At 60.1% G+C, this 20,745-nt stretch carries 22 protein-coding genes; 7 read left to right on the forward strand and 15 right to left on the reverse strand.

Annotation, left to right across the window (positions count from 1 at the left end):
• Positions 1 to 11 precede the first annotated feature (11 nt).
• The 6 genes from metW to CXK96_RS11955 form a co-directional block, all read right to left on the reverse strand.
• Positions 12 to 611, reverse strand: a complete 600-nt coding sequence (gene metW / locus CXK96_RS11930) for a methionine biosynthesis protein MetW (RefSeq protein ID WP_102836657.1) — start codon at positions 609 to 611, stop codon at positions 12 to 14.
• A 9-nt stretch (positions 612 to 620) separates the two neighbouring features.
• Positions 621 to 1,760 (reverse strand): homoserine O-succinyltransferase MetX, encoded by a 1,140-nt coding sequence (gene metX, locus CXK96_RS11935; RefSeq protein ID WP_102836658.1) that lies wholly within the window; start codon positions 1,758 to 1,760, stop codon positions 621 to 623.
• A gap of 81 nt (positions 1,761 to 1,841) precedes the next feature.
• The gene (locus tag CXK96_RS11940) at positions 1,842 to 3,803 is read right to left on the reverse strand and encodes a dynamin-like GTPase family protein (protein WP_102836659.1); all 1,962 of its coding nucleotides are present in this window, start codon (positions 3,801 to 3,803) and stop codon (positions 1,842 to 1,844) included.
• Between the two features lie 119 nt (positions 3,804 to 3,922).
• Entirely contained in the window at positions 3,923 to 4,513 is a 591-nt protein-coding gene (locus CXK96_RS11945) for a YggT family protein (RefSeq protein ID WP_102836660.1), read from the reverse strand.
• Between the two features lie 9 nt (positions 4,514 to 4,522).
• Complete coding sequence (gene proC, locus CXK96_RS11950; protein ID WP_102836661.1) at positions 4,523 to 5,350, reverse strand: pyrroline-5-carboxylate reductase; 828 nt, start codon at positions 5,348 to 5,350, stop codon at positions 4,523 to 4,525.
• A gap of 13 nt (positions 5,351 to 5,363) precedes the next feature.
• The gene (locus CXK96_RS11955; protein ID WP_102836662.1) at positions 5,364 to 6,077 is read right to left on the reverse strand and encodes a YggS family pyridoxal phosphate-dependent enzyme; all 714 of its coding nucleotides are present in this window, start codon (positions 6,075 to 6,077) and stop codon (positions 5,364 to 5,366) included.
• A gap of 66 nt (positions 6,078 to 6,143) precedes the next feature.
• Between CXK96_RS11955 and CXK96_RS11960 the strand changes: the two genes are divergently transcribed.
• Both CXK96_RS11960 and CXK96_RS11965 read left to right on the forward strand, forming a co-directional pair.
• Positions 6,144 to 7,178: a type IV pilus twitching motility protein PilT gene (locus CXK96_RS11960; protein WP_102836663.1), complete on the forward strand. Its 1,035-nt coding sequence runs from the start codon at positions 6,144 to 6,146 to the stop codon at positions 7,176 to 7,178.
• Between the two features lie 77 nt (positions 7,179 to 7,255).
• Complete coding sequence (locus CXK96_RS11965; protein WP_102836664.1) at positions 7,256 to 8,401, forward strand: PilT/PilU family type 4a pilus ATPase; 1,146 nt, start codon at positions 7,256 to 7,258, stop codon at positions 8,399 to 8,401.
• Positions 8,402 to 8,406: 5 nt separating this feature from the next.
• Here CXK96_RS11965 and CXK96_RS11970 read toward each other — a convergent pair whose 3' ends face one another.
• Positions 8,407 to 9,231, reverse strand: coding sequence for a TIGR03915 family putative DNA repair protein (locus CXK96_RS11970; protein WP_102836787.1), 825 nt, complete (start codon positions 9,229 to 9,231; stop codon positions 8,407 to 8,409).
• Positions 9,228 to 10,439 (reverse strand): putative DNA modification/repair radical SAM protein, encoded by a 1,212-nt coding sequence (locus CXK96_RS11975; protein WP_102836665.1) that lies wholly within the window; start codon positions 10,437 to 10,439, stop codon positions 9,228 to 9,230. The genes CXK96_RS11970 and CXK96_RS11975 overlap by 4 nt, the downstream gene beginning before the upstream one ends.
• Positions 10,440 to 10,571: 132 nt before the next feature.
• On the opposite strand from CXK96_RS11975, the gene CXK96_RS11980 reads away from it, so the two are divergent.
• Complete coding sequence (locus CXK96_RS11980; protein ID WP_102836666.1) at positions 10,572 to 10,973, forward strand: NINE protein; 402 nt, start codon at positions 10,572 to 10,574, stop codon at positions 10,971 to 10,973.
• A 50-nt stretch (positions 10,974 to 11,023) separates the two neighbouring features.
• On the opposite strand, the gene CXK96_RS11985 is transcribed toward CXK96_RS11980, so the two are convergent.
• From CXK96_RS11985 to gshB, 7 genes are all read right to left on the reverse strand, one after another.
• Positions 11,024 to 12,295, reverse strand: coding sequence for a dihydroorotase (locus tag CXK96_RS11985; protein WP_102836667.1), 1,272 nt, complete (start codon positions 12,293 to 12,295; stop codon positions 11,024 to 11,026).
• The gene (locus tag CXK96_RS11990) at positions 12,295 to 13,311 is read right to left on the reverse strand and encodes an aspartate carbamoyltransferase catalytic subunit (RefSeq protein WP_102836668.1); all 1,017 of its coding nucleotides are present in this window, start codon (positions 13,309 to 13,311) and stop codon (positions 12,295 to 12,297) included. The genes CXK96_RS11985 and CXK96_RS11990 overlap by 1 nt, the downstream gene beginning before the upstream one ends.
• 10 nt (positions 13,312 to 13,321) lie before the next feature.
• Positions 13,322 to 13,834 carry a bifunctional pyr operon transcriptional regulator/uracil phosphoribosyltransferase PyrR gene (gene pyrR, locus CXK96_RS11995; RefSeq protein WP_102836669.1) on the reverse strand — a complete coding sequence of 171 codons (513 nt, stop codon included), beginning with the start codon at positions 13,832 to 13,834 and terminating at the stop codon, positions 13,322 to 13,324.
• A gap of 19 nt (positions 13,835 to 13,853) precedes the next feature.
• Positions 13,854 to 14,282: a Holliday junction resolvase RuvX gene (ruvX, locus tag CXK96_RS12000; protein WP_102836670.1), complete on the reverse strand. Its 429-nt coding sequence runs from the start codon at positions 14,280 to 14,282 to the stop codon at positions 13,854 to 13,856.
• Positions 14,279 to 14,848 (reverse strand): YqgE/AlgH family protein, encoded by a 570-nt coding sequence (locus tag CXK96_RS12005; protein ID WP_102836671.1) that lies wholly within the window; start codon positions 14,846 to 14,848, stop codon positions 14,279 to 14,281. The genes ruvX and CXK96_RS12005 overlap by 4 nt, the downstream gene beginning before the upstream one ends.
• 82 nt (positions 14,849 to 14,930) lie before the next feature.
• Positions 14,931 to 15,827 (reverse strand): energy transducer TonB, encoded by an 897-nt coding sequence (locus CXK96_RS12010; protein ID WP_102836672.1) that lies wholly within the window; start codon positions 15,825 to 15,827, stop codon positions 14,931 to 14,933.
• A 162-nt stretch (positions 15,828 to 15,989) separates the two neighbouring features.
• On the reverse strand, positions 15,990 to 16,949 hold the full coding sequence (gene gshB, locus CXK96_RS12015) for a glutathione synthase (RefSeq protein ID WP_102836673.1): 960 nt from the start codon (positions 16,947 to 16,949) through the stop codon (positions 15,990 to 15,992).
• Positions 16,950 to 17,185: 236 nt separating this feature from the next.
• Here gshB and pilG point away from each other — a divergent pair, with 236 nt between their 5' ends.
• The 4 genes from pilG to CXK96_RS12035 all read left to right on the forward strand — a co-directional run bounded on the left by pilG (position 17,186) and on the right by CXK96_RS12035 (position 20,705).
• Positions 17,186 to 17,593: a twitching motility response regulator PilG gene (gene pilG, locus CXK96_RS12020; RefSeq protein WP_019339789.1), complete on the forward strand. Its 408-nt coding sequence runs from the start codon at positions 17,186 to 17,188 to the stop codon at positions 17,591 to 17,593.
• A gap of 44 nt (positions 17,594 to 17,637) precedes the next feature.
• Positions 17,638 to 18,003: a twitching motility response regulator PilH gene (pilH, locus tag CXK96_RS12025; protein WP_102836674.1), complete on the forward strand. Its 366-nt coding sequence runs from the start codon at positions 17,638 to 17,640 to the stop codon at positions 18,001 to 18,003.
• A gap of 38 nt (positions 18,004 to 18,041) precedes the next feature.
• Positions 18,042 to 18,578 carry a chemotaxis protein CheW gene (locus CXK96_RS12030; protein ID WP_102836675.1) on the forward strand — a complete coding sequence of 179 codons (537 nt, stop codon included), beginning with the start codon at positions 18,042 to 18,044 and terminating at the stop codon, positions 18,576 to 18,578.
• A 78-nt stretch (positions 18,579 to 18,656) separates the two neighbouring features.
• Positions 18,657 to 20,705, forward strand: a complete 2,049-nt coding sequence (locus tag CXK96_RS12035) for a methyl-accepting chemotaxis protein (protein WP_102836676.1) — start codon at positions 18,657 to 18,659, stop codon at positions 20,703 to 20,705.
• The last annotated feature ends 40 nt before the right edge of the window (positions 20,706 to 20,745 follow it).

The following is a 20,745-nucleotide window of genomic DNA, read 5'->3' on the forward strand; positions in this document are numbered from 1 at the left end:
GCAATGAGCGGTCAGCGGACGGCTCCGGTGACACGATAAATACCGATTTCACCAATCAGATTAGGCCACAAGCGACTCGCCACGCCGTGCTTGTGATGGCGATCCACAGCCAGACGTTCAAGCACCCGTGCGCCGAGTTCATGGGACAGTCGCTCGAAGTCCTCGAAGGTGCAGAAGTGAATGTTCGGCGTGTTGTACCAGGTGTAGGGGAGAAAATCGGACACCGGCATGCGGCCTTTGCTGGCCAGGTACCAGCGGCAGCGCCAGTGACCGAAGTTGGGGAAGGTGATGATGCATTCGCGGCCGACCCGTAGCATTTCCTTGAGCAGCTTGTCCGGGTAGTGGACCGCTTGCAGCGCCTGGGTCATGACAACCATGTCGAAGCTATCACTGGCGAAGTTGCCGAGGCCCTTGTCGAGGTCTTGCTCGATGACGTTGACCCCTTTCTCGACGCAGGCGGCAATGTTGTCCGGGTCGATTTCCAGGCCATAGCCGCTGACCTGCTTGTTGTCCCGAAGCCAGGCCAGCAGGTCACCGTTACCGCAGCCCAGGTCGAGCACGCGGCTCCCCGCCGGGATCCAGTCTTGGATGATGTCCAGGTCGGCGCGCATATGGGTTCCTTATACGGCTATACGGTTCATGTAACCGCGAAAGGCCTGTAGATAACGAGGGATCGGAATCAGGAAGGCGTCATGGCCCTGCGGAGCGTCGATCTCCAGGTAACAGACGTTTTTTCGCGCCGCCATCAGCGCGTCGACGATTTCGTGCGAGCGCTCAGGCGAGAAGCGCCAGTCGGTGGTAAACGAAATCACGCAGAAGTCTGCCTTAGCCGTCGACAGGGCCTTGGCCAGGTCATCTTCGTAGGCTGCGGCCGGGTCGAAATAATCCAGCGCCTTGGTCATCAGCAGGTAAGTGTTGGCATCGAAGCGGCCGGAGAACTCTTCGCCCTGATAACGAAGATAGCTTTCGACCTGAAATTCTACGCTGTTGAAATCGTAGTTCAGCTTCTCGCTCTTGAGCCCACGACCAAACTTGGTGCCCATGGCGTCGTCGGACAGGTAAGTGATGTGGCCGACCATGCGTGCCAGCATCAGGCCCCGCTTGGGAATCACGCCCTTCTCTTGAAAGTGGCCGCCATGAAACTCTGGATCGGAGAGGATGGCCTGGCGCGCGACCTCATTGAACGCAATGTTCTGCGCTGACAGCTTGGGTGCAGAAGCAATCGCCACGCAATTACGCACGCGCTCGGGGTAACTCATGGTCCATTGCATGGCCTGCATGCCGCCTAGGCTGCCACCGACTACAGCAGCCCACTGCTCAATGCCGAGCATGTCGGCCAGGCGGGCCTGGCTGTTGACCCAGTCCTCGACAGTAACAACCGGGAAATCCGCGCCATAAGGTTTGCCCGTGGCTGCATTGATGCTGCTGGGGCCCGTTGAGCCATTGCAGCCGCCGAGGTTGTTCAGGCTGACCACAAAGAAACGGTTGGTGTCGATGGCTTTGCCCGGACCGATACAGCTGTCCCACCACCCCGGTTTGCGGTCTTCCGCGTCATGGTAACCGGCCGCGTGGTGATGGCCTGACAGCGCGTGGCAGATGAGCACGGCATTGCTGCACGAGGCGTTGAGCTCGCCGTAGGTTTCGTAGATCAGCTGGTAATCGTTCAGCGTGCGGCCACAGGCGAGTGCCAGCGGCTCGGCGAAATGCGCGACCTTCGGACTCACCAGACCAACGGAATCGGTTGGGATAGCTGTGGGCATCGACCCTGGCTCGTACTGGAAGAAGGCGGCAAAGTCTAAAGGTTAGCGCGCCTCAATTCATCCTCAATCGCAACGCCGGTGTCAGCCCAAGTTGGCGCTGGTGAGGCTGACGACCTTGCCTTGGCGGCGAATCGGTGCCGGTTTTCGCAGCACTCGCAGCATTTCACCCGCCTGGGCCAGCTGTTGCTCCAGCTCCAGGCTGTACCGCGCGAGCGCGCGCCCGCGCTGGCTGCTTTGCTGGCTATCCTGCGCCAGGCTCTTGAGGCGCAGCATGTGTGCTTCCAATTGCTGCTTGTGTTCCAGCGAATGCTGCATCAGCGGCAGCAGCGCTTCATTGGCCCAATGCTCGGCTTCCTGGCGTAAGCGCTGATGCATGGCGACCACCTCCTGAACAAGGGTGGCGAAGAAGCGACGGGTCAAGGTGCGCTGCTCGGTGAGCAGCGTCTTGAGCTGCAGGCGGAACTGGTCGGCCTTGCTTTGCAGGTCCTTGAGTTCTTTCTGGTACTGCGCCAGACGGAACAGCGGGGCGTCCACGCCGTGTAGCGGATTTTCGTCGTTATGGCGCCTGTAGATGGCTGAGACCATCTTGTTGGCCAATGCCGCCTCGTGCTCAAGCGCAGCGATATCCTGCTCTACGGAGCGGAAAAAATGCACGATGCTGAGGTTGATTCCCAGAGTGGTCAGGCTGCCGGTCAGGCTGCGACGCAGGCGAGAGAGGTGTTCCTCGAGCCGTTCCGGGCGCACCGTCGAACGCAGAAGCTCGCCCTGGCGTTGCAGTAGACGCTGGTTGGTTTTCAGCTGCAGCAGGCGCTTGTGGTGCTGGTTATGGTCATGGCGGGTACGGGCCGTCAGCTCGAGGAGCATCTGGCCGCTGTCCTGGCGATGGCTATCGAGCAGTTGGCATTGCTCGCGAACCTTGGTCAGCCGCTGGGTCAGGATATGCTGGCTGTTCTGCAGCAAGGCGAGCACCTGGCGCACCACCTGTTGTTCCAGCAGATGCTCCTTCTGAGCAAGGATGCGCTCGCTGAGCAGATGTTCCAGTGCAACCAGTTGACTGCGCTCGAGCAGACTTTGATCGCCGCGAATCTTGGCCAGCAGGGCCTGCTTGGCTGAGAGAGGAAGCACATCCTCCACGGCGATGCCCAACTGTTGCGCCGTAGCGGCCTGCATCCGGTGAATCGCCTCACTGACAAAGGTCTCACCGGAGACGTCGTCCCACAGAACATCGATCTTGTTCAACACGGCAAACAGACGGTTTCGCCCACCGTCGTTGAGCTGGCGAATGTGCTGTTGCCAGATACCCATGTCGCTGGCCGTCACGCCGGCATCGGCCGACAGCAGGAAAATTACCGCGTGGGCGTTAGGCAGCATCGACAGCGTCAGCTCCGGCTCGCTGCCGAGCGCGTTGAGGCCGGGTGTATCGAGGATGCGCAGGCCTTGGCGCAGTAGCGGATGGTCGAAGCTGACCATGGCGTGTCGCCAAGCCGGCACCAAGACTTCACCGTTAACTTCGGACGCTTCCAGCACATCGGGGTGGAAGCCCAGCTGGATAGCCTGCTCGGCGGGCATGGATTTCGCGGAAGCTACCTGGCCGAACGCTTCGACCATGGCGTCAGGATTCGCGGGATCCAGCGCAATGTTCGTCCACAAGCGTGGGGCGCGCTTGAGCTGGGCGATGCTGGTGTCTTCAAGGCGGGATTCGATCGGCAACAGGCGAATGTAAGAACGTTCCGCGCGGGGATCGAAGAACAGCTCGGTCGGGCACATGGTGGTGCGGCCGGCACGCGACGGCAGGATGCGCTGGCCATACTCCGAGAAGAACAGGCTGTTGATCAGCTCCGTCTTGCCGCGCGAATACTCGCCGACAAACGCGAGGGTTATATGGTCGGTGCGCAGCAGTTTCAGCGAACGGTCCAGGCGGGCTTCAACCACCTCCGAGTTCAGCCGGTTGTGCGCCAGCCAGCTGCGGTAGCGCGTTATTTCGCGGATAAGGTCGCGTTTCCAGGAGACATAGGCATCCACCTGCCGGTCGAGTCGTTCCATGGTCGTGGTGCTTCCTGAAAGGCGTAGGAGGCGATTATCCCTGCCACCCGATGCGGGTCAATCAAGCCTTTTGTGAACCACCGCCCAAAGCCTGCACAAGGCTTAAGGCGGCTTCAGGCTCAGATAAGCGAGCGCAGGATGTTGGGCATGTGGGTCATCATTGCCAGGTTATTGATGACCAGCATGTCGATCAGCTTGATCGCCAGAAACGCGAAAATCGGCGAGATATCCAGCCCACCCATGCTTGGCAGCAGACGGCGGAAGGGTGCCAATGCCGGTTCGCAGATCTGGCTGACCAGTTGAGCGCCCGGGTTGTGACTGCCAGGTGCGACCCAGGACAGGATTACGCTGATGATAAGCGCGTAGAAGAAGATGTTGATGAACAGCCCGGTCACGCCAATGACGGCCCAGACCAAAAGCTGCAGCGGGTTTCCGATGGTGCCGAACGCGATCATCAGGATCGCCGCCATCAGTAGGATCTGGACGATGATCGCCAGTACCAGTGAGGACAGGTCTAGCCCGCCGATACTGGGGATGATGCGGCGCAGCGGCTTGAGCAGCGGGTGCGTGGCGCGGACAATGAACTGGCTAAGCGGGTTGTAGAAGTCTGCCCGGACCAGCTGCAGGATGAAACGCAGCAAGACGATCAGCAGGTACAGGCTGCCCAGCGTCTGGACGATCAGGATCAGGGCTTGCGAGAGTTGCGACATGAAGGCTCCTTAGTTGCCCAGTTGTTCGGCGAGTTCGGCCGAGCGTTGTGCGGCTGCAATCATCGCTCGCTCAACCAGGCTTTCGAAACCGCCCGCTTGGAAGGCTTTGATCGCCGCTTCGGTGGTTCCGTTCGGCGAGGTGACACGACGTCGCAATTCGGCCGCTCCAACATCGCTTTCGCAGGCCATTCGTGCAGCCCCCAGCGCGGTATGCATGGTCAGCTGCGCGGCCGTATCGCGCGGCAAGCCCATACGCTCACCCGCAGCGGTCATCGCCTCGATCATCAGGAAGAAATACGCAGGGCCGCTGCCCGACACGGCGGTCACGGCGTCGATCAGCGACTCCTTGTCCAGCCAGAGTGCCAGTCCAACCGCCGACAACAGCTGTTCGGCTTGCTGCTTTTGCGAATCGGTCACCTGATCGTTGGCGAACAGCCCGCTCACACCCTGACGCAGCAGGGATGGGGTGTTCGGCATGCAGCGAACGATCGCCCGTGGTGTTGTGTCACCCAGCCAGGCCTGCAGGCTGGCGCAATCGATGCCCGCGGCAATCGAGACGACCAGCTGATTCGCTTGCAGGTGTGCAGCCAGGTCGCGGCAGACCGCCTGCATCACCTGCGGTTTGACCGCGAGGACCACTACGTCCGCGCCTGCAACAGCCTGGGCGTTGTCGGTAAAAGCCTCGATGCCATGAGCGGCTTCGAGTTCGCTGCGTTTGTCGGCGCCGGGATCACTGGCGCAAATCGCGGAGGACGGGATGCCTTGGGCGCGTAGGCCGCCAATCAGGCTCGCGGCCATGTTGCCGCCACCGATGAAGGCGATACGGGGAGTGCTCATGTGGGATTCCTTGTTAGTCATGCGGTGGGGCGTCTGCAGCCACCTGCGAGGGGTAGGCACGGGCGCCGAACAGGGCAGTGCCTATGCGAACCCAGGTAGCACCCTCGGCAATGGCCGCCTCCAGGTCCTGACTCATGCCCATGGAAAGCGTGTCCAGATCCAGCGGCAGTTCGGACTGCAGTTGGCGTAGGCGAGCGAACGCTGCGCGCTGCTCGGCTGGATCGTCAGTTGGTTCGGGTATCGCCATCAGGCCGCGCAGGCGCAGGCGAGGTAGGGCGGCGATGGCCTGGGCCAGCTCGTGAACCTCTTGCGGCTCGCAGCCGGACTTGCTGGCTTCACCGCTGACGTTGACCTGCAGGCAGAGGTTCAAAGGCGCCAGATGGTCCGGACGCTGATCTGAAAGACGCTGGGCGATTTTCAAACGGTCCACCGAGTGCACCCAGTCGAAATGCTCGGCGATCAGCTTGGTCTTGTTCGATTGGATGGGCCCGATGAAATGCCAAACCAGCGGCAGGTCGGCGAGTTCGGCCTGTTTTTCCAGCGCTTCCTGCAGGTAGTTTTCACCAAAATCGTGCAGGCCCGCTTCGCTGGCCTCACGGATGGCCTCGGCCGGTTGGGTCTTGCTCACCGCGAGCAGCAGCACCTCGTCGGGATCGCGCTCTGCAGCTTGCGCCGCCTCACGGATGCGCGTTCCGACCTTTGCAATATTCGTCGCTATCGTGGACATTACCTGCGCCTGCCACCTTAGGGTCTGCGCGGCATTCTACCTGCTTGCTTGTAATTGGGGAGTCCCATGGATATCACAGAGCTGCTGGCCTTCAGTGCCAAGCAGGGTGCGTCGGATTTGCACCTGTCTTCCGGCTTGCCGCCGATGATCCGCGTCGACGGCGATGTGCGCCGGATCAATCTCCCTGCGATGGACCACAAGCAGGTGCACGCGCTGATCTACGACATCATGAACGACAAGCAGCGCAAGGATTTCGAAGAGTTTCTCGAGACCGACTTCTCGTTCGAGGTGCCTGGTGTGGCGCGCTTCCGGGTCAACGCCTTCAACCAGAATCGCGGTGCTGGTGCAGTATTCCGGACCATTCCGTCCAAGGTGCTGACCATGGAAGACCTCGGCATGGGCGAAGTCTTCCGCAAGATCACCGACGTACCGCGCGGGCTGGTGCTGGTCACCGGGCCGACCGGTTCGGGCAAGTCGACCACCCTGGCGGCGATGCTTGATTACCTGAACAACACCAAGTATCACCATATCCTCACCATCGAGGACCCGATCGAATTCGTTCACGAGTCGAAGAAGTGCCTGGTCAACCAGCGTGAAGTGCATCGTGACACGCTCGGCTTCTCCGAAGCGCTGCGCTCGGCGCTGCGTGAAGACCCGGACATCATTCTGGTCGGCGAGATGCGCGACCTGGAAACCATCCGCCTCGCGTTGACTGCAGCGGAAACCGGCCACCTGGTATTCGGCACCCTGCACACCACCTCGGCGGCCAAGACCATCGACCGGGTAGTCGACGTGTTTCCGGCTGAAGAGAAGTCCATGGTCCGCTCGATGTTGTCGGAATCCCTGCAGGCCGTGATTTCCCAGACCCTGCTGAAAAAGGTTGGCGGTGGTCGGGTGGCGGCGCACGAAATCATGATTGGCACTCCTGCGATCCGAAATCTGATCCGTGAAGACAAGGTGGCGCAGATGTATTCGTCCATCCAGACCGGCGGCTCGCTGGGAATGCAAACACTGGATGCCTGCCTTAAAGGCTTGTTGGCCAAGGGGCTGGTCTCCCGCGACAGCGCCAAGGAAAAAGCCAAGCAGCCGGAAAACTTCTAAAACCTATCGGGGCTTGGCGCTATGCCGGGTCCCTTCGCTTTGCATTGCGCGGCTACGCCCGGACTACGAGAACGACGATGGAATTCGAGAAACTGTTGCGCCTGATGGTCGAAAAGGGCGGCTCCGATCTGTTCATTACCGCTGGTGTGCCGCCTTCAATGAAGGTCAACGGCAAGATCCTTCCGGTGAACAAAACGCCGATGTCGCCGGAGATGACCCGCGAGACGGTCCATGCGGTGATGAACGAGCAGCAGCGTCGCGAGTTCACCGAAAACCACGAATGCAACTTCGCCATCAGTGCGCGCGGCATCGGCCGTTTTCGCGTCAGCGCCTTCTATCAGCGCAACCTTGCCGGCATGGTGCTGCGCCGAATCGAAACCAACATTCCAACGCTGGAAGACCTGAAACTTCCTGAGGTGCTGAAAAAGCTGGCGATGACCAAGCGCGGCCTGGTGCTGTTCGTTGGCGCCACCGGTACCGGCAAATCGACCTCGCTGGCCGCGATGATCGGCTACCGCAACAAGAACTCCAGCGGCCATATCATCTCCATCGAAGATCCGATCGAATTCATTCACCAGCACCAGAGCTGCATCGTCACCCAGCGTGAAGTGGGGATCGATACGGATTCTTTCGACGTGGCGCTGAAAAACACCCTGCGCCAGGCGCCGGATGTGATCCTGATCGGTGAAGTGCGGACCCGCGAGACCATGGACTATGCCGTGGCCTTCGCTGAAACCGGGCACCTGTGTTTGGCGACCCTGCACGCCAACAACGCTAACCAGGCGCTGGACCGAATCATCAACTTCTTCCCGGCCGATCGGCAGCAGCAGGTCTGGATGGACCTGTCACTGAACCTCAAAGCCATCGTTGCCCAGCAGCTGATCCCGACGCCCGATGGCAAAGGCCGCCGCGCGGTGATCGAGGTGCTGATCAACACGCCGCTGGCGGCTGATCTGATCCGCAAGGGCGAGGTTCACGAGCTCAAGTCGCTGATGAAACGCTCCACCGACCTTGGTATGCAGACCTTCGATCAGGCGCTGTACAACCTCTATGTCCAGGGCGAGATCACGTACGAAGACGCCTTGGCGCATGCCGACTCCTCCAACGATCTGCGACTGATGATCAAGCTGGGGTCGGAAACCGACGGTGAACACCTCACCAGCGTTTCACAAGGGCTGACGTTGGAGGTCAGCGACGACGATCCGGGACGCAGCTTCCGTTGATATGGCTAGCCAGGCCGGCTGATTCGCTTGCCTGGCTGGTTGGCCACGCGCTCGGCCTGACCGTCACGTTGTGCTCCGGCGCGCGCTTGGCTCATCAATTGAGGAATCAGGGCGCCCTCCGGCAGGTTCTTCCAGAATCGGACCGGTAGGTTGCTTTCCATGACGTTGCGGTTCAACCGCGCTGGGTTGAAGGTGCTTTCGTAATAGGTCTTCCACAGCTCCGCCCCTGGATCCTGCGCATTTTGCGCAAGCCGTCGCCAGGCGGGCGGGCACGCGGCGGCATGGTGCATGACCACTCCATCCCAAAGCACCGCATCGATTGGCGTTGCGATCAGCCAGGAATTTAGCCCCATCCGTTCTGCAAAGTGTGGTGCTGCACTTACGAGAACATCATGGGCAGGCTCGAACCAGGCGGCATAGTTCGGCGACTCGCCGCAGCCTGTCGGGCTGAACCGCAGAAAGGCATGCATGTGGTGCGCTTCACGGCGCACGGCCTTGATCCGTGCGTGCAGCTCGGTTCCGTCGATGTCGCCGACCAGCCTGGCTGTTTGATCGCCTTTTGCGACCCGCCAGAGCACGCGATACAGCAAGCTCCACCGATCTGCCGTACGAAAGCGGGCAGCACTTTCGAGCTCTTCGATCAGCTGTCGCGGAATGCGAACTGGCGGTCCGGCATCGACAGGTCCGGACGTATCTGGCTCATCGAACAAGCCACCTAGTTCGTCCTTGCCAAGCCACTCGACTTGATGCGGCGCGACGCCGCTTTGGAGCAGTTCACGGGCACTGTCGCGCCAGCCATCAAAGCTCCCATCAAACCGCACCTGCATCACCACAGGCCCATTTGTACCGGGCCGTCACTGAGGCTCCGGCGCAAGGTCGCAGACTCCCGATTGGCAAGGCTTGGTCGGTAGTCTTGTGTGATGACAAAGGGTTTAGCCTTTTCAAGCGAGCAGCGAAGCCGTGTCAGGTCTTCGAAGCGGATGCGCTTCTGCCGACGCAGGGCGACCAGCCTTTTGGCGTTCAGGATCCCGATACCGGGGATGCGCGCGATCAGTGTCGGCTCGGCGCTATTCAGGTCAACTGGAAAATGCTCACGATTGGACAGCGCCCAGGCCAGCTTCGGATCGATGTCCAGCGGCAGGTTGCCTGGGCCCGCCAGCAATTCGCTGACCTTGAAGCCATAGCCGCGCATCAGGAAGTCCGCTTGGTACAGGCGATGCTCGCGCAGCAGTGGCGGTGCCTCAAACGGCACGGTTTTGGGGCTGTGTGGGATGGGGCTGAAGGCGGAGTAATAGACGCGCCGCAGTCTGAAGTCGCCATACAGTGATTGGGCGGTGTGCAGAATGGTGCTGTCATCGGTGGCGTCAGCCCCGACGATCATTTGCGTACTCTGACCGGCCGGTGCGAAGCGTGGTGCGCGCTGTTCTGCTTTGGCTTCAGTCTCGCCTTCATGAATGGCGTGCATCGCCTGCTTGATGGTCACCACCTGTTTCTCTGGCGCCAGGCGGATCAGGCTGGCCTCGGTCGGCAGTTCGATATTGACGCTGAGGCGGTCAGCGTAACGGCCCGCCTCCGCGATAAGTTGCGGGTCGGCATCGGGAATCGTTTTCAGATGAATGTAGCCGCGAAACTCGTGCTCTTCGCGTAACAGCCTGGCCACACGGTTGAGCTGCTCCATGGTGTAGTCCGCCGAGCGGATGATCCCGGAGCTGAGAAACAGGCCGCTGATGCAATTGCGGCGGTAGAAGTCCAGTGTCAGCGTTACCACTTCTTCTGGAGTGAAGCGTGCCCGCGGAACATCGCTGGAGCGCCGATTGACGCAGTACTGACAGTCGTACAGGCAAAAGTTGGTCAGCAGGATCTTCAGCAGCGCGACGCAGCGACCGTCCGGCGTGAAGCTGTGGCAGATGCCCATGCCATCCGTGGCGCCAAGTCCGCTGCGGCCTTTTGAGCTGCGTTTGGGCGCGCCGCTGCTGGCACAGGACACATCGTATTTAGCGGCGTCGGCCAGGACGCTGAGCTTCTCGATCAATTGCATAGATCACCATGATGCTGGTTGGATATACAGTATCATGGCGGCTCAGGTGCGTGGTGTCCGCTCGGCAGGCGCTGCAATTGAGTGGGAATCGGATAAGCTCACGAAATACCCAAACCGGACTGCGAGGCTCAGATGCGTCAAAACACCCATAGCACCCTGATTGGCTATCTTTTGTGGATCTTCGGCTTTCTTGGCTCGCACCGCTTCTACTATGGCAGGCCGATCACCGGCACCATTTGGTTTTTCACGCTCGGATTGTTTTTTGTCGGTTGGATCATCGACCTGTTCCTGATTCCGTCAATGGATCGTGAAGCGGACATGCGGTTCCAGCCTGGTCCGATCGACTACACCGTCGCCTGGATTCTGCTGACCTTTCTGGGGATATTCGGCGTGCACCGGATGTACCAGGGCAAATGGATCACCGGGCTGATTTATCTTTGCACCGGTGGGCTGTTTTTCGTCGGCATCCTTTATGACTTCTGGACGCTGAATAGCCAGGTGTCGATGCAGAATATGGAAAAACGCATTAATTAGACGTTTTCCGTTCGCAGCCCTGCTCGGCTGCGAACGGCTGTGTGAGCGGCCTAGCCTTGGAAAGCGACACGGCCGTCAACCAGGGTGTAGCGCACGGCCCCGGGCAGGCAATGCCCGATGAACGGGCAATTGCGGCCTTTCGAGTGCCAACGCTCGCCGGCCAAGGTCGAACTGCTAGGGTCGAAAAGGACCAAATCCGCGGCTCCACCAATCGACAGTTGGCCGGCCGGCAGCTTCAGCGCCGCGGCCGGGCCGCTGCTCAGGCGAGCCAGCAAGGTCGGCAGGTCCAGCAGGCCGTCTTCAACCAGCGTCAGGGCGAGAGGCAGGAGAATCTCAGCGCTACTGATGCCCGCCTCGGTCTCGCCGAACGGGGCCTGCTTGGCGTCCGCTTCATGCGGTTGATGATGGCTTGAGATCACCGAGATGACACCGCTCTTCACCGCCTGACGAAGGCCCTCACGGTCGCCGGCACTGCGCAGAGGCGGCTGCACATGGTAGAGACTTGAGAAACCGTGCAGCGCTTCGTCGGTGAGGATCAGCTGATACATCGCCACGTCGGCGGTGATCGGCAGGCCACGAGCTTGCGCCTCGGCAATCATCTGGGCGCCGCGGGCCGTGGTGAGTTGGCTGAAGTGCGCGCGCACACCGGCTTGTTCCACCAGCAGCAGGTTACGCGCCAGGGCAATGGTTTCCGCCGTTTCGGGAATCCCGGCCAGGCCGAGAAAGGCCGCGGCCGGGCCTTCATGGGCCAGGCCACCCTCGGACAGGTCGCTGTCCTGAGAATGGATGACAACGGTGAGGTCGAATGTTGCAGCGTATTCCAGCGCTCGGCCCAGGTTGCGGTTGCTGGTGAAATTGGCCAGGCCATTGCCAAAGGCGACGCAGCCTGCGTCTCGTAGGGCAACCAATTCCGATAGTTGTTCGCCTGCCAGGTTGCGCGTCAGTGCGCCGATCGGGAAAACCTTGGCATGGCCGGACTCGCGAGCACGGTCGAGGATCAGTTCGGCAACTGCTGCGGTGTCCAGTACCGGCTTGGTCTGAGGTGGGCAGCACAGACTGGTGATACCGCCAGCGGTTGCCGCAAGCGTTTCGCTGGCAATGTTGCCTTTGCGGCTATAGCCCGGTTCGCGAAGTGCCACCGATAGGTCGACCAGGCCGGGCGCAGCAATCAAGCCGCGTGCATCAATGGTATTTGCCGCGCTGAATCCCGAAGGCGCCTGGCCGAGAGCGATGATCTTGCCGTCCTGACAGTAAATATCAGTGATTTCGTCGCGTCCATTGGCCGGGTCGATCAGGCGAGCACCGAGGATATGGGTAGGCATCAGTTCTGCTCCTCGGCCGCGTATTCCTGTTCGAGTTGCCGTTGTGCGGTCTGCCCGCTCATCGCCATGGACAGCACCGCCATACGAATCGCGATGCCATAGGTGACCTGGTTGAGGATGACCGACTGGGCACCATCGGCCACTGCCGATTCGATCTCGACGCCGCGGTTGATCGGGCCGGGGTGCATGACGATAGCGTCCGTTTTGGCCAGCGCCATGCGCTGGGTGGTCAGGCCATAGAGGCGATAGAACTCGCCCTCGCTGGGCAGCAGGCCGCCCTGCATGCGTTCGCGTTGTAGGCGCAGCATGATCACGACATCGACATCGCGCAGGCCTTCGTTCATGTCGTGGTAGACGTTCACGCCGTACTGCTCCAGGCCAACGGGTAGCAGCGTCTTCGGGCCGATGACACGAATGTCGGGACAGCCCAGTGTTTTGAGCGCGAGCATATTGGAGCGGGCTACGCGCGAATGCAGGATGTCGCCGACAATGGCCACCGAGAGTTTTTCGAAGTCGCCCTTGTGGCGGCGAATGGTGAGCATGTCGAGCATGCCTTGGGTCGGGTGCGCATGGCGTCCATCGCCACCGTTGATGATTGCTACATCCGGGCAGACATGTTCAGCGATGAAGTGGGCGGCGCCCGAATCAGCGTGGCGCACTACGAACATGTCGGCGGCCATCGCTTCGAGGTTGCGCAGGGTGTCGGTAAGTGTTTCGCCCTTACTGGTCGAGGAGGTCGAGACGCTCAGGGTGATGACGTCCGCCGAGAGCCGCTTGGCCGCCAGCTCGAAGGTGGTGCGCGTTCGCGTCGAATTTTCGAAGAACACGTTGCAAACGGTTTTGCCTCGCAACAGCGGAACCTTTTTTACCGCTCTGGCGCCGACCTCGAGGAACGAATCGGCAGTGTCCAGGATTTCCGTTAGCAGGGCACGGGGCAGGCCATCCAGCGAGAGGAAATGGCGCAACTGACCATTATCGTTCAGCTGTAGCGGGCGCTTGGCGTCGGTAGGCGTCATCGCGAGGGTCTCAATTGGCGGAGGCGAGGGTCTGGAGTTCGAGCGTTAGCGGGCTTGGGCCAAGGAGCTTTATCCGTTGGTCGGGCGCCAGTGAGAGTGTGGCACCCACCACGTCCGGCCTGATCGGCAGCTCGCGGGCATTGAGGTCCAGCAGGCATACCAGGCTGACGCTGGCCGGCCGGCCGTAGTCGAACAGCTCGTTCAGCGCTGCACGAATGGTGCGGCCGCTCATGAGCACATCATCGACCAGGATCAGATGCTGGCCTTCGATTTCGAATGGTAGCTCCGAGGGGCGGACCTGGGGATGCAGGCCGTTCTGGGTGAAGTCGTCGCGGTAGAACGAGACGTCCAGTATCCCCAGTGCTTCGTTCTTCGCCCGTTGTTCAAGAAGTGCCTGAGCGACCCAGACGCCACCCGTGCGGATGCCGATGAAACGAGGCTCGCTTATCTTCCGGCTCTTGAGGTGCTGATCCAGGGTTGCAGCCATTTCCGGGAGCAACTGGTCGGGGTTGGGCAGGGTCATGATTTCTCCTGGGGCCGCTTCAGGCGGATTGCTGGGCACTCAGCCAGCCTTCGAGTAAAAGAGCCGCAGCGAGGGCATCGACGGGGCGTTCACGGTAACCGCCGCTCTGACCGCCACGCAGGCGCTCGCCTTTGGCTTCGTATGTGGTGAGGCGCTCGTCATGAGTATGCACTGGCAGGTTGAAGCGACCGTTGAGGCGGCGTGCGAACTTTTCTGCACGAGCGCTCATCTCGCTGCTACTGCCGTCCATGTTTAGAGGCAGGCCGACCACCAGCGCATCCGGTTGCCACTCGCGTAGCAGCGCTTCGATCTGTGACCAATTAGGTACGCCGTTTTGCGCCTTAAGCACACAGAGCTCACGCGCCTGGCCGGTCACCGCCTGGCCGACGGCGACGCCGATCTGCTTGGTGCCGTAGTCGAAGCCGAGCAGTAGCCGCAGCGTACTCATGCGTGGCCGACCTGGCTGCTGAGCAGCCTGAGATCGACACCCAGCGATGCGGCAGCGGCCGTCAAACGCTGATCGTAGGGCAGGTCGAAAAGGATTTCAGGCTGCGCCGGGCAGCTCAGCCAGGCATTTTCCGCCAGCTCCGCTTCCAGCTGACCAGCCTCCCAGCCCGCATAACCGAGAGCAATGAACTGCTGCTTTGGGCCGTAGCCGTCGGCGATGGCGAAGAGCACATCTTGGGAAGTCGTCACACCGAGCGGGCCCAGATCAAGTGTTGCCTGGAATTGCGCATCGGCAGGATGCAGCACGAAGCCTCTATCGGTCTGTACCGGTCCGCCCGAAAAGATCGTCAGGTGCTGGCTGCTGGCATTTCCTGGTTGCTCCGGGCGGAGCTGCTCAAGTATGTCCGCCAGGTTCAATCCGCTCGGGCGGTTGACAATGAGCCCCATCGCCCCATCCCGGTTGTGTTCAACCAGATAGATCAAGGTTTGGGCGAAATTGGGGTCCGCCATATGTGGCATGGCGATTAGAAAGTGATGCTTGAGGTAGCTGGGCGAGGTCGCGTTCATGGGTGCTAGCTTAAGCGTTGCGGCCTGGGCCGTGAAGCGGCTGCACCAAACGCGATAGCCGACGCGGCGCCCGCGTCCCTTGTCAGCGGCTTGACAGGCGATCGCCGCGCTCGAAGCGCCAGGTTCGAATGATTTCGACCTGATCGTAGTTCTGCGCCAGCTCGCCGGCAAAAGGCGCAAAGGGCGCCGCAAGTCTGACGATGCGCATGGCGGCCTCGTCGAGCATCGCCTGGCCTGAGGATTCGAGTACTCGGAGCTCCTGTACCGCGCCGTTTCGGTCAACCACGACCAACATTCGCAGACTCCCGTAGATGCGTTGACGGCGCGCCTCATCTGGATAGTTCAGGTTGCCGATACGCTCGACTTTCTTGCGCCATTCGTCGCGGTACCAGGCACTGATGTCGCGCATGGTGGCAGCGCTGTTCTGGCGGCTGACACGAGGCCGCTTGGCATATTGCTCGACCTGCTGGGCAAGTTCGGCTTCGAGGCTGGCGATTTCTGCGCTGAGCTGCGAACTGTCATAGACGGGAGCCGGTTGCGCCTGTGGCTGCGGCTTGTTCTTTTGTGGCTTGGCCGGTGTCTTTTCAGGTTGCGGGGAGCGCGTCGCTACGGCTGTCTTGGGCGCCTCGCTAGGGTTGCTTGGCGGGGGCGACGAAGCGGGCGAGACCTTGCGTACCTGGGTGTCCTGGAATGGCGCTTGCTCAGTTGTTTTTGGCGAGGCCTTGTGCTCCAGCGTGCCGCTGCCTTGCTGATTGTCCTGAGCCAGGAAATCCGCTTCCTTCGGCTTGTTTTCGCTCTTAAACGTGGACAAAGTGATCTCCAGCGATTTGCTGGTCTGCTTTGGTTCTGAGAGCGTGAAGCCGAGCCCTAGAATCAGGGCACCGTGAAGCGCGGCTGCGAGAAATATCGTAAAGCCGAGACGGTCTGCCGGACGGACTCCGGTAGGGGCAAGAGAGGGTTGGCGTGTAGCGGCGTTCATCGCATTTCAGTCGGCTTGAAGTGCGCGCAGTCTGCCCAGCGTAACTGTAAAAGTCTATGAACCAGGCGGCAGCTTTGATGGGTGGCTACGACGATGCGTCGACCGAAGCGCAGCAGGCAATTTGAAAGAGAGGCGGTTGGCGCTGCGCCAACCGCATTTGAGCTAAACGTTGGATTCGCTCAGTTTTGCTGCGATGGCGTCCATCAGGCGCTCGCCGATGCGGGTATCGAAGGCGCTGTCAATCTCGCGGATGCAGGTCGGGCTGGTGATGTTGATCTCGGTGAGGAACTCACCAATCACGTCCAGGCCGACGAAAAGCAGCCCGCGTTTGCGCAGCTCCGGCCCCACAATCGCGGCGATCTCCTTGTCGCGCTCAGAAAGTGGCTGCGCGACGCCGCGTCCCCCGGCGGCGAGATTGCCGCGGGTTTCGCCCACTGCGGGTATGCGCGCCAGGCAGTAGGGCACCGGCTCGCCGTCTATCATCAGGATGCGTTTGTCGCCTTCCGTGATGGCCGGAATGTAGCGCTGCGCCATAATCTGACGGCCGCCATGCTCGGTCAGTACCTCGAGGATCACTGAAAGATTCGGGTCGCCTTCGCGGTGGCGGAAAATCGATGCGCCACCCATTTCATCCAGCGGTTTGAGAATGATGTCACGCTGCTCGCGAGCAAACTCCCGCAAAATGTCGGACCGCCTGCTGACAAGGGTCGGTGGGGTGCATTGCGGAAACTGGGTGGCAAAGAACTTCTCGTTGCAGTCGCGCAGACTCTGCGGGCGATTTACCACCAGCGTGCCGGCCTGCTCAGCAAGCTCCAGCAGATAGGTGGCGTAGACATACTCGCTGTTAAAGGGCGGATCCTTGCGCATCAGGATGACATTAAGGTCGGCAAGAGCGCTGTCTACTTCTTCCCCTGTTTCGTACCAGCGTTGGGGGTCGTTAAAGACCTGGATCGGGCGCATGCGGGCCCGCGCCTCGCCGGCAAGCTGGTAGAGATCGCGTTGTTCCATGTAGTAGATCGTCCAGCCGCGGTCCTGGGCTGCCAGCAGCATGGCCAGGGAGCTGTCTTTCTTGAATGCGATCTGCGCGATTGGGTCCATGATGATCCCGACGCGAACAGTCATGTGGTGGTCTCCAACGAGGGGCAGGCAAGCGCTGCCAGAGGCTTGAAATACCGACGCAGATTGGCGGCGGTTGTGCGCTGGGTCAAGGAAAATCCCGCTGCTCCGGCGGCAGATAGCTTGCACTTGAGGAGTGTGCTAAAAAGGTCCGGCGATTGGGTGCAGCCCATCGATGACAGGGCCTCCAGCGCACTGACATAACGATAAACTACGACTCACCGAGGCGATGGTAGGGCGAAATGGAACAGCACTCCGAGGGCTTGAAGGTCATGGTGATCGACGATTCGAAAACGATTCGTCGCACCGCCGAAACGCTGCTGAAAAAAGTAGGTTGTGATGTGATCACGGCGGTGGATGGCTTCGATGCGCTTGCCAAAATTGCGGATAGTCATCCGCGCATCATCTTCGTCGATATCATGATGCCCAGGCTTGATGGTTATCAGACCTGCGCGCTGATCAAGAACAACAGTTCGTTCAAGTCCACGCCGGTGATCATGCTGTCCTCGAAGGATGGTTTGTTTGACAAGGCCAAGGGGCGGATCGTGGGGTCTGACCAGTACCTCACCAAGCCGTTCAGCAAAGAAGAATTGCTCGGTGCTATCAAAGCACATGTGCCTGACTTTGCACCGGTAGAGCAAGTATCCTGAAGTCCGGCCCATTGTGCCGCTGAAGCCTTTCCTACGGAGAAACCATGGCTCGCGTTCTGATTGTTGATGACTCGCCGACCGAAATGTACAAGCTGACGGCCATGCTGGAGAAGCACGGGCACGTCGTTCTCAAGGCCGAAAACGGCGCCGATGGCGTAGCGCTTGCGCGCCAGGAGAAACCAGACGCGGTGCTGATGGATATCGTCATGCCCGGCCTGAACGGTTTTCAGGCGACTCGTCAACTGACCAAAGATGCTGAAACCAGTCACATTCCAGTGATCATTGTGACGACCAAGGACCAGGAAACCGATAAGGTCTGGGGCAAGCGTCAGGGAGCCAAAGATTACCTGACCAAGCCGGTGGACGAAGCGACATTGCTGAAGACCCTGAGCGCCGTACTTACCGGTTGATTAGCGGTTTCGGGATTCGGACGAAGGAAGTTACCAGCATGTCGGATACGCCTACGCCTTTTCAGCGACTTCTGGATATCGACAGCCGTTGCAGGGCTTCGGCTGCCGGATTGCCGTTGCAGCAAGAAGCTATCCAGTCATGGGCTGGTATCGGTTTCCGAATGGGAGGCCGACTGTTCGTTGCTCCGATGGGAGAGGTTGGCGAAATACTCCATGAGCCGCGGTATACCCTGCTTCCCGGTGTGAAGGCGTGGGTAAAGGGAGTGGCCAACGTCCGTGGCAGGCTTTTGCCGGTCATGGACCTGTGCGGCTACCTAGGGCTCGAGTTGTCGCCTTTACGCAAGCAGCGGCGTGTGTTGGTGGTGGACCACCAGGAAGTGTTCGCGGGACTGACGGTCGATGAAGTGTTCGGCATGCAGCATTTTCCGGTAGATGCATTCTCCGAACAGTTGCCTCCTGTCGAGGCCTCGATTCAACCATTCATTCACGGTGTCTTTCAGCGCGAGCAGCCCTGGCTGGTTTTCAGTCCGCACGCGCTTGCCGCGCACCAGAAATTTCTGGACGTGGCGTATTGATTTAGGTGGGGTCGGCTGATGCCGGCCTTTTGGTTCTTGGAAGGAAACGTACAGGTGGTCCAGGCGGGGGCCGGAAAAATGAAAAAAATGAACGCGAATGCATTGCTGGCAGGGGTACGTAGCAATACGTTGATCGCCGGCCTGTTTATCCTTCTGATCGTCTCGATGGTGTTGCTGTTCGTGAACTTCGCGTACATCAATACACAGGCCGACTACGATAACGAGTACGTTGGACACGCAGGTGAGCTGCGAGTTCTCTCCCAGCGCATCGCGAAGAACGCGGTTGAGGCGGCCACCGGTACCCCCGAGGCATTCGACTCGCTGAAAGATGCTCGCAATGACTTTAGCGAGCGTTGGAGCTACCTCTCGGTTGGCGATGAGCGCATCGGATTGCCTGCGGTACCGGAAGCGCTTCAATCCGAAGTGGCGGCAGTGCAGCAGGATTGGGATACGCTGCGGCAGAACACCGACGCGATCCTTGCCAGCGAACAAACAGTACTGTCCTTGCATCAGGTGGCAGCCACCCTCGCCGAAACGATCCCTCAGCTGCAGGTTGAGTATGAGGAGGTCGTGGACATCCTTTTGGAAAGTGGCGCTCCAGCCGCTCAGGTTTCCGTGGCCCAGCGTCAATCGCTGCTCGCGGAACGTATCCTGGGGTCGGTCAACAAGGTGCTTTCCGGTGATCAGGACTCTGTGCAGGCCGCAGACATGTTTGGTCGCGACGCCAGCCTGTTCGGTCGAGTGCTCAGCGCCATGCTGGAAGGCAACGAGGCCATGGGCATTACCCGGGTCAGCGACGTCGAAGCATTGGATCGGTTGGCCGCTATTTCAGAGCTGTTCCAGTTCGTTTCCGGATCGGTAGACGAGATTCTGGAAACCTCACCGGAACTGTTCCAGGTACGTGAGTCATCGAACAGCATCTTCGAGGTTTCGCAGACGCTGCTCGACAAAACGTCCGAGCTGACCCAGGGGCTTCAAAATCGTGCTGAAGCCCGTTACGTCAATACCCTCGCTGGCTATGTCCTTGGTGCATTGGCACTGGCTTCGATTCTGCTGATCGGCCTGGTCATGGTTCAGGTTACGCGTCGTCGGTTGAGCGAAACCGCGGAAAAGAATGAGCGTAACCAGACAGCGATTTTGCGTCTGCTTGACGAAATCGGCGACCTAGCTGACGGTGACCTGACGGTAGCCGCCACTGTTACCGAAGACTTCACTGGTGCTATCGCTGACTCGATCAACTACTCCATTGACCAGTTGCGCGACCTGGTTGAAACGATCAACCAGACCGCCGTACAGGTGTCCGGTGCGGCCCAGGAAACCCAGGCAACCGCAATGCATCTGGCCGAAGCATCCGAGCATCAGGCTCAGGAGATTGCTGGTGCCTCCGCGGCGATCAATGAAATGGCCGTGTCGATTGACCAGGTATCGGCTAACGCCGCCGAATCCTCGGCGGTAGCCGAGCGGTCGGTAGCGATCGCGAACAAGGGCAACGAGGTGGTGCACAACACCATTACCGGTATGGATAACATCCGGGAGCAGATTCAAGACACTTCCAAGCGAATCAAACGTCTCGGCGAGTCCTCGCAGGAGATCGGCGATATCGTCAGCCTGATCAACGACATCGCCGACCAGACAAACATCCTCGCGCTGAATGCCGCAATTCAGGCCTCCATGGCCGGCGACGCCGGTCGAGGCTTTGCGGTCGTTGCGGACGAAGTACAGCGTCTTGCGGAGCGTTCCTCTGCTGCAACAAAGCAGATCGAAGCGCTGGTTAAGACCATTCAGACAGACACGAACGAAGCGGTTATCTCGATGGAGCAGACCACGTCCGAAGTGGTTCGAGGTGCCCGCCTGGCCCAGGACGCAGGGGTCGCTCTGGAGGAAATCGAAAAGGTATCCAAGAGCCTTGCGGCGCTCATCCAGAACATTTCCAACGCGGCTCGCCAACAGGCGTCGTCGGCTGGTCATATTTCCAACACCATGAACGTCATTCAGGAAATTACCTCGCAAACATCTTCCGGTACCACAGCTACCGCGAAGAGCATCGGTAACCTGGCCAAGATGGCCAATGAGATGCGGCATTCGGTATCCGGCTTTACTCTGCCGGAAACGCAGGATCAGGCCTGATTTGAGAGCGCGGCGGCCTGAAACGGGCCGCTGTAGAATT

Source organism: Stutzerimonas stutzeri (genome assembly GCF_002890895.1).
Lineage (GTDB): Bacteria > Pseudomonadota > Gammaproteobacteria > Pseudomonadales > Pseudomonadaceae > Stutzerimonas > Stutzerimonas stutzeri_AB.

Coding starts and splice junctions, on each gene's coding strand:
- CXK96_RS12010 (WP_102836672.1), bottom strand. CDS start 15,827: ATGAACGCCGCTACACGCCAACCCTCTCTTGCCCCTACCGGAGTCCGT.
- CXK96_RS11955 (WP_102836662.1), bottom strand. CDS start 6,077: ATGTCCACGATAGCGACGAATATTGCAAAGGTCGGAACGCGCATCCGT.
- metW (WP_102836657.1), bottom strand. CDS start 611: ATGCGCGCCGACCTGGACATCATCCAAGACTGGATCCCGGCGGGGAGC.
- CXK96_RS12035 (WP_102836676.1), top strand. CDS start 18,657: ATGAAAAAAATGAACGCGAATGCATTGCTGGCAGGGGTACGTAGCAAT.
- CXK96_RS11980 (WP_102836666.1), top strand. CDS start 10,572: ATGCGTCAAAACACCCATAGCACCCTGATTGGCTATCTTTTGTGGATC.
- CXK96_RS12005 (WP_102836671.1), bottom strand. CDS start 14,848: ATGAACGCGACCTCGCCCAGCTACCTCAAGCATCACTTTCTAATCGCC.
- metX (WP_102836658.1), bottom strand. CDS start 1,760: ATGCCCACAGCTATCCCAACCGATTCCGTTGGTCTGGTGAGTCCGAAG.
- CXK96_RS11965 (WP_102836664.1), top strand. CDS start 7,256: ATGGAATTCGAGAAACTGTTGCGCCTGATGGTCGAAAAGGGCGGCTCC.
- gshB (WP_102836673.1), bottom strand. CDS start 16,949: ATGACTGTTCGCGTCGGGATCATCATGGACCCAATCGCGCAGATCGCA.
- pilG (WP_019339789.1), top strand. CDS start 17,186: ATGGAACAGCACTCCGAGGGCTTGAAGGTCATGGTGATCGACGATTCG.
- CXK96_RS11985 (WP_102836667.1), bottom strand. CDS start 12,295: ATGCCTACCCATATCCTCGGTGCTCGCCTGATCGACCCGGCCAATGGA.
- CXK96_RS11960 (WP_102836663.1), top strand. CDS start 6,144: ATGGATATCACAGAGCTGCTGGCCTTCAGTGCCAAGCAGGGTGCGTCG.
- proC (WP_102836661.1), bottom strand. CDS start 5,350: ATGAGCACTCCCCGTATCGCCTTCATCGGTGGCGGCAACATGGCCGCG.
- CXK96_RS11945 (WP_102836660.1), bottom strand. CDS start 4,513: ATGTCGCAACTCTCGCAAGCCCTGATCCTGATCGTCCAGACGCTGGGC.
- CXK96_RS11990 (WP_102836668.1), bottom strand. CDS start 13,311: ATGACGCCTACCGACGCCAAGCGCCCGCTACAGCTGAACGATAATGGT.
- pyrR (WP_102836669.1), bottom strand. CDS start 13,834: ATGACCCTGCCCAACCCCGACCAGTTGCTCCCGGAAATGGCTGCAACC.
- CXK96_RS11975 (WP_102836665.1), bottom strand. CDS start 10,439: ATGCAATTGATCGAGAAGCTCAGCGTCCTGGCCGACGCCGCTAAATAC.
- CXK96_RS11940 (WP_102836659.1), bottom strand. CDS start 3,803: ATGGAACGACTCGACCGGCAGGTGGATGCCTATGTCTCCTGGAAACGC.
- CXK96_RS12030 (WP_102836675.1), top strand. CDS start 18,042: ATGTCGGATACGCCTACGCCTTTTCAGCGACTTCTGGATATCGACAGC.
- pilH (WP_102836674.1), top strand. CDS start 17,638: ATGGCTCGCGTTCTGATTGTTGATGACTCGCCGACCGAAATGTACAAG.
- ruvX (WP_102836670.1), bottom strand. CDS start 14,282: ATGAGTACGCTGCGGCTACTGCTCGGCTTCGACTACGGCACCAAGCAG.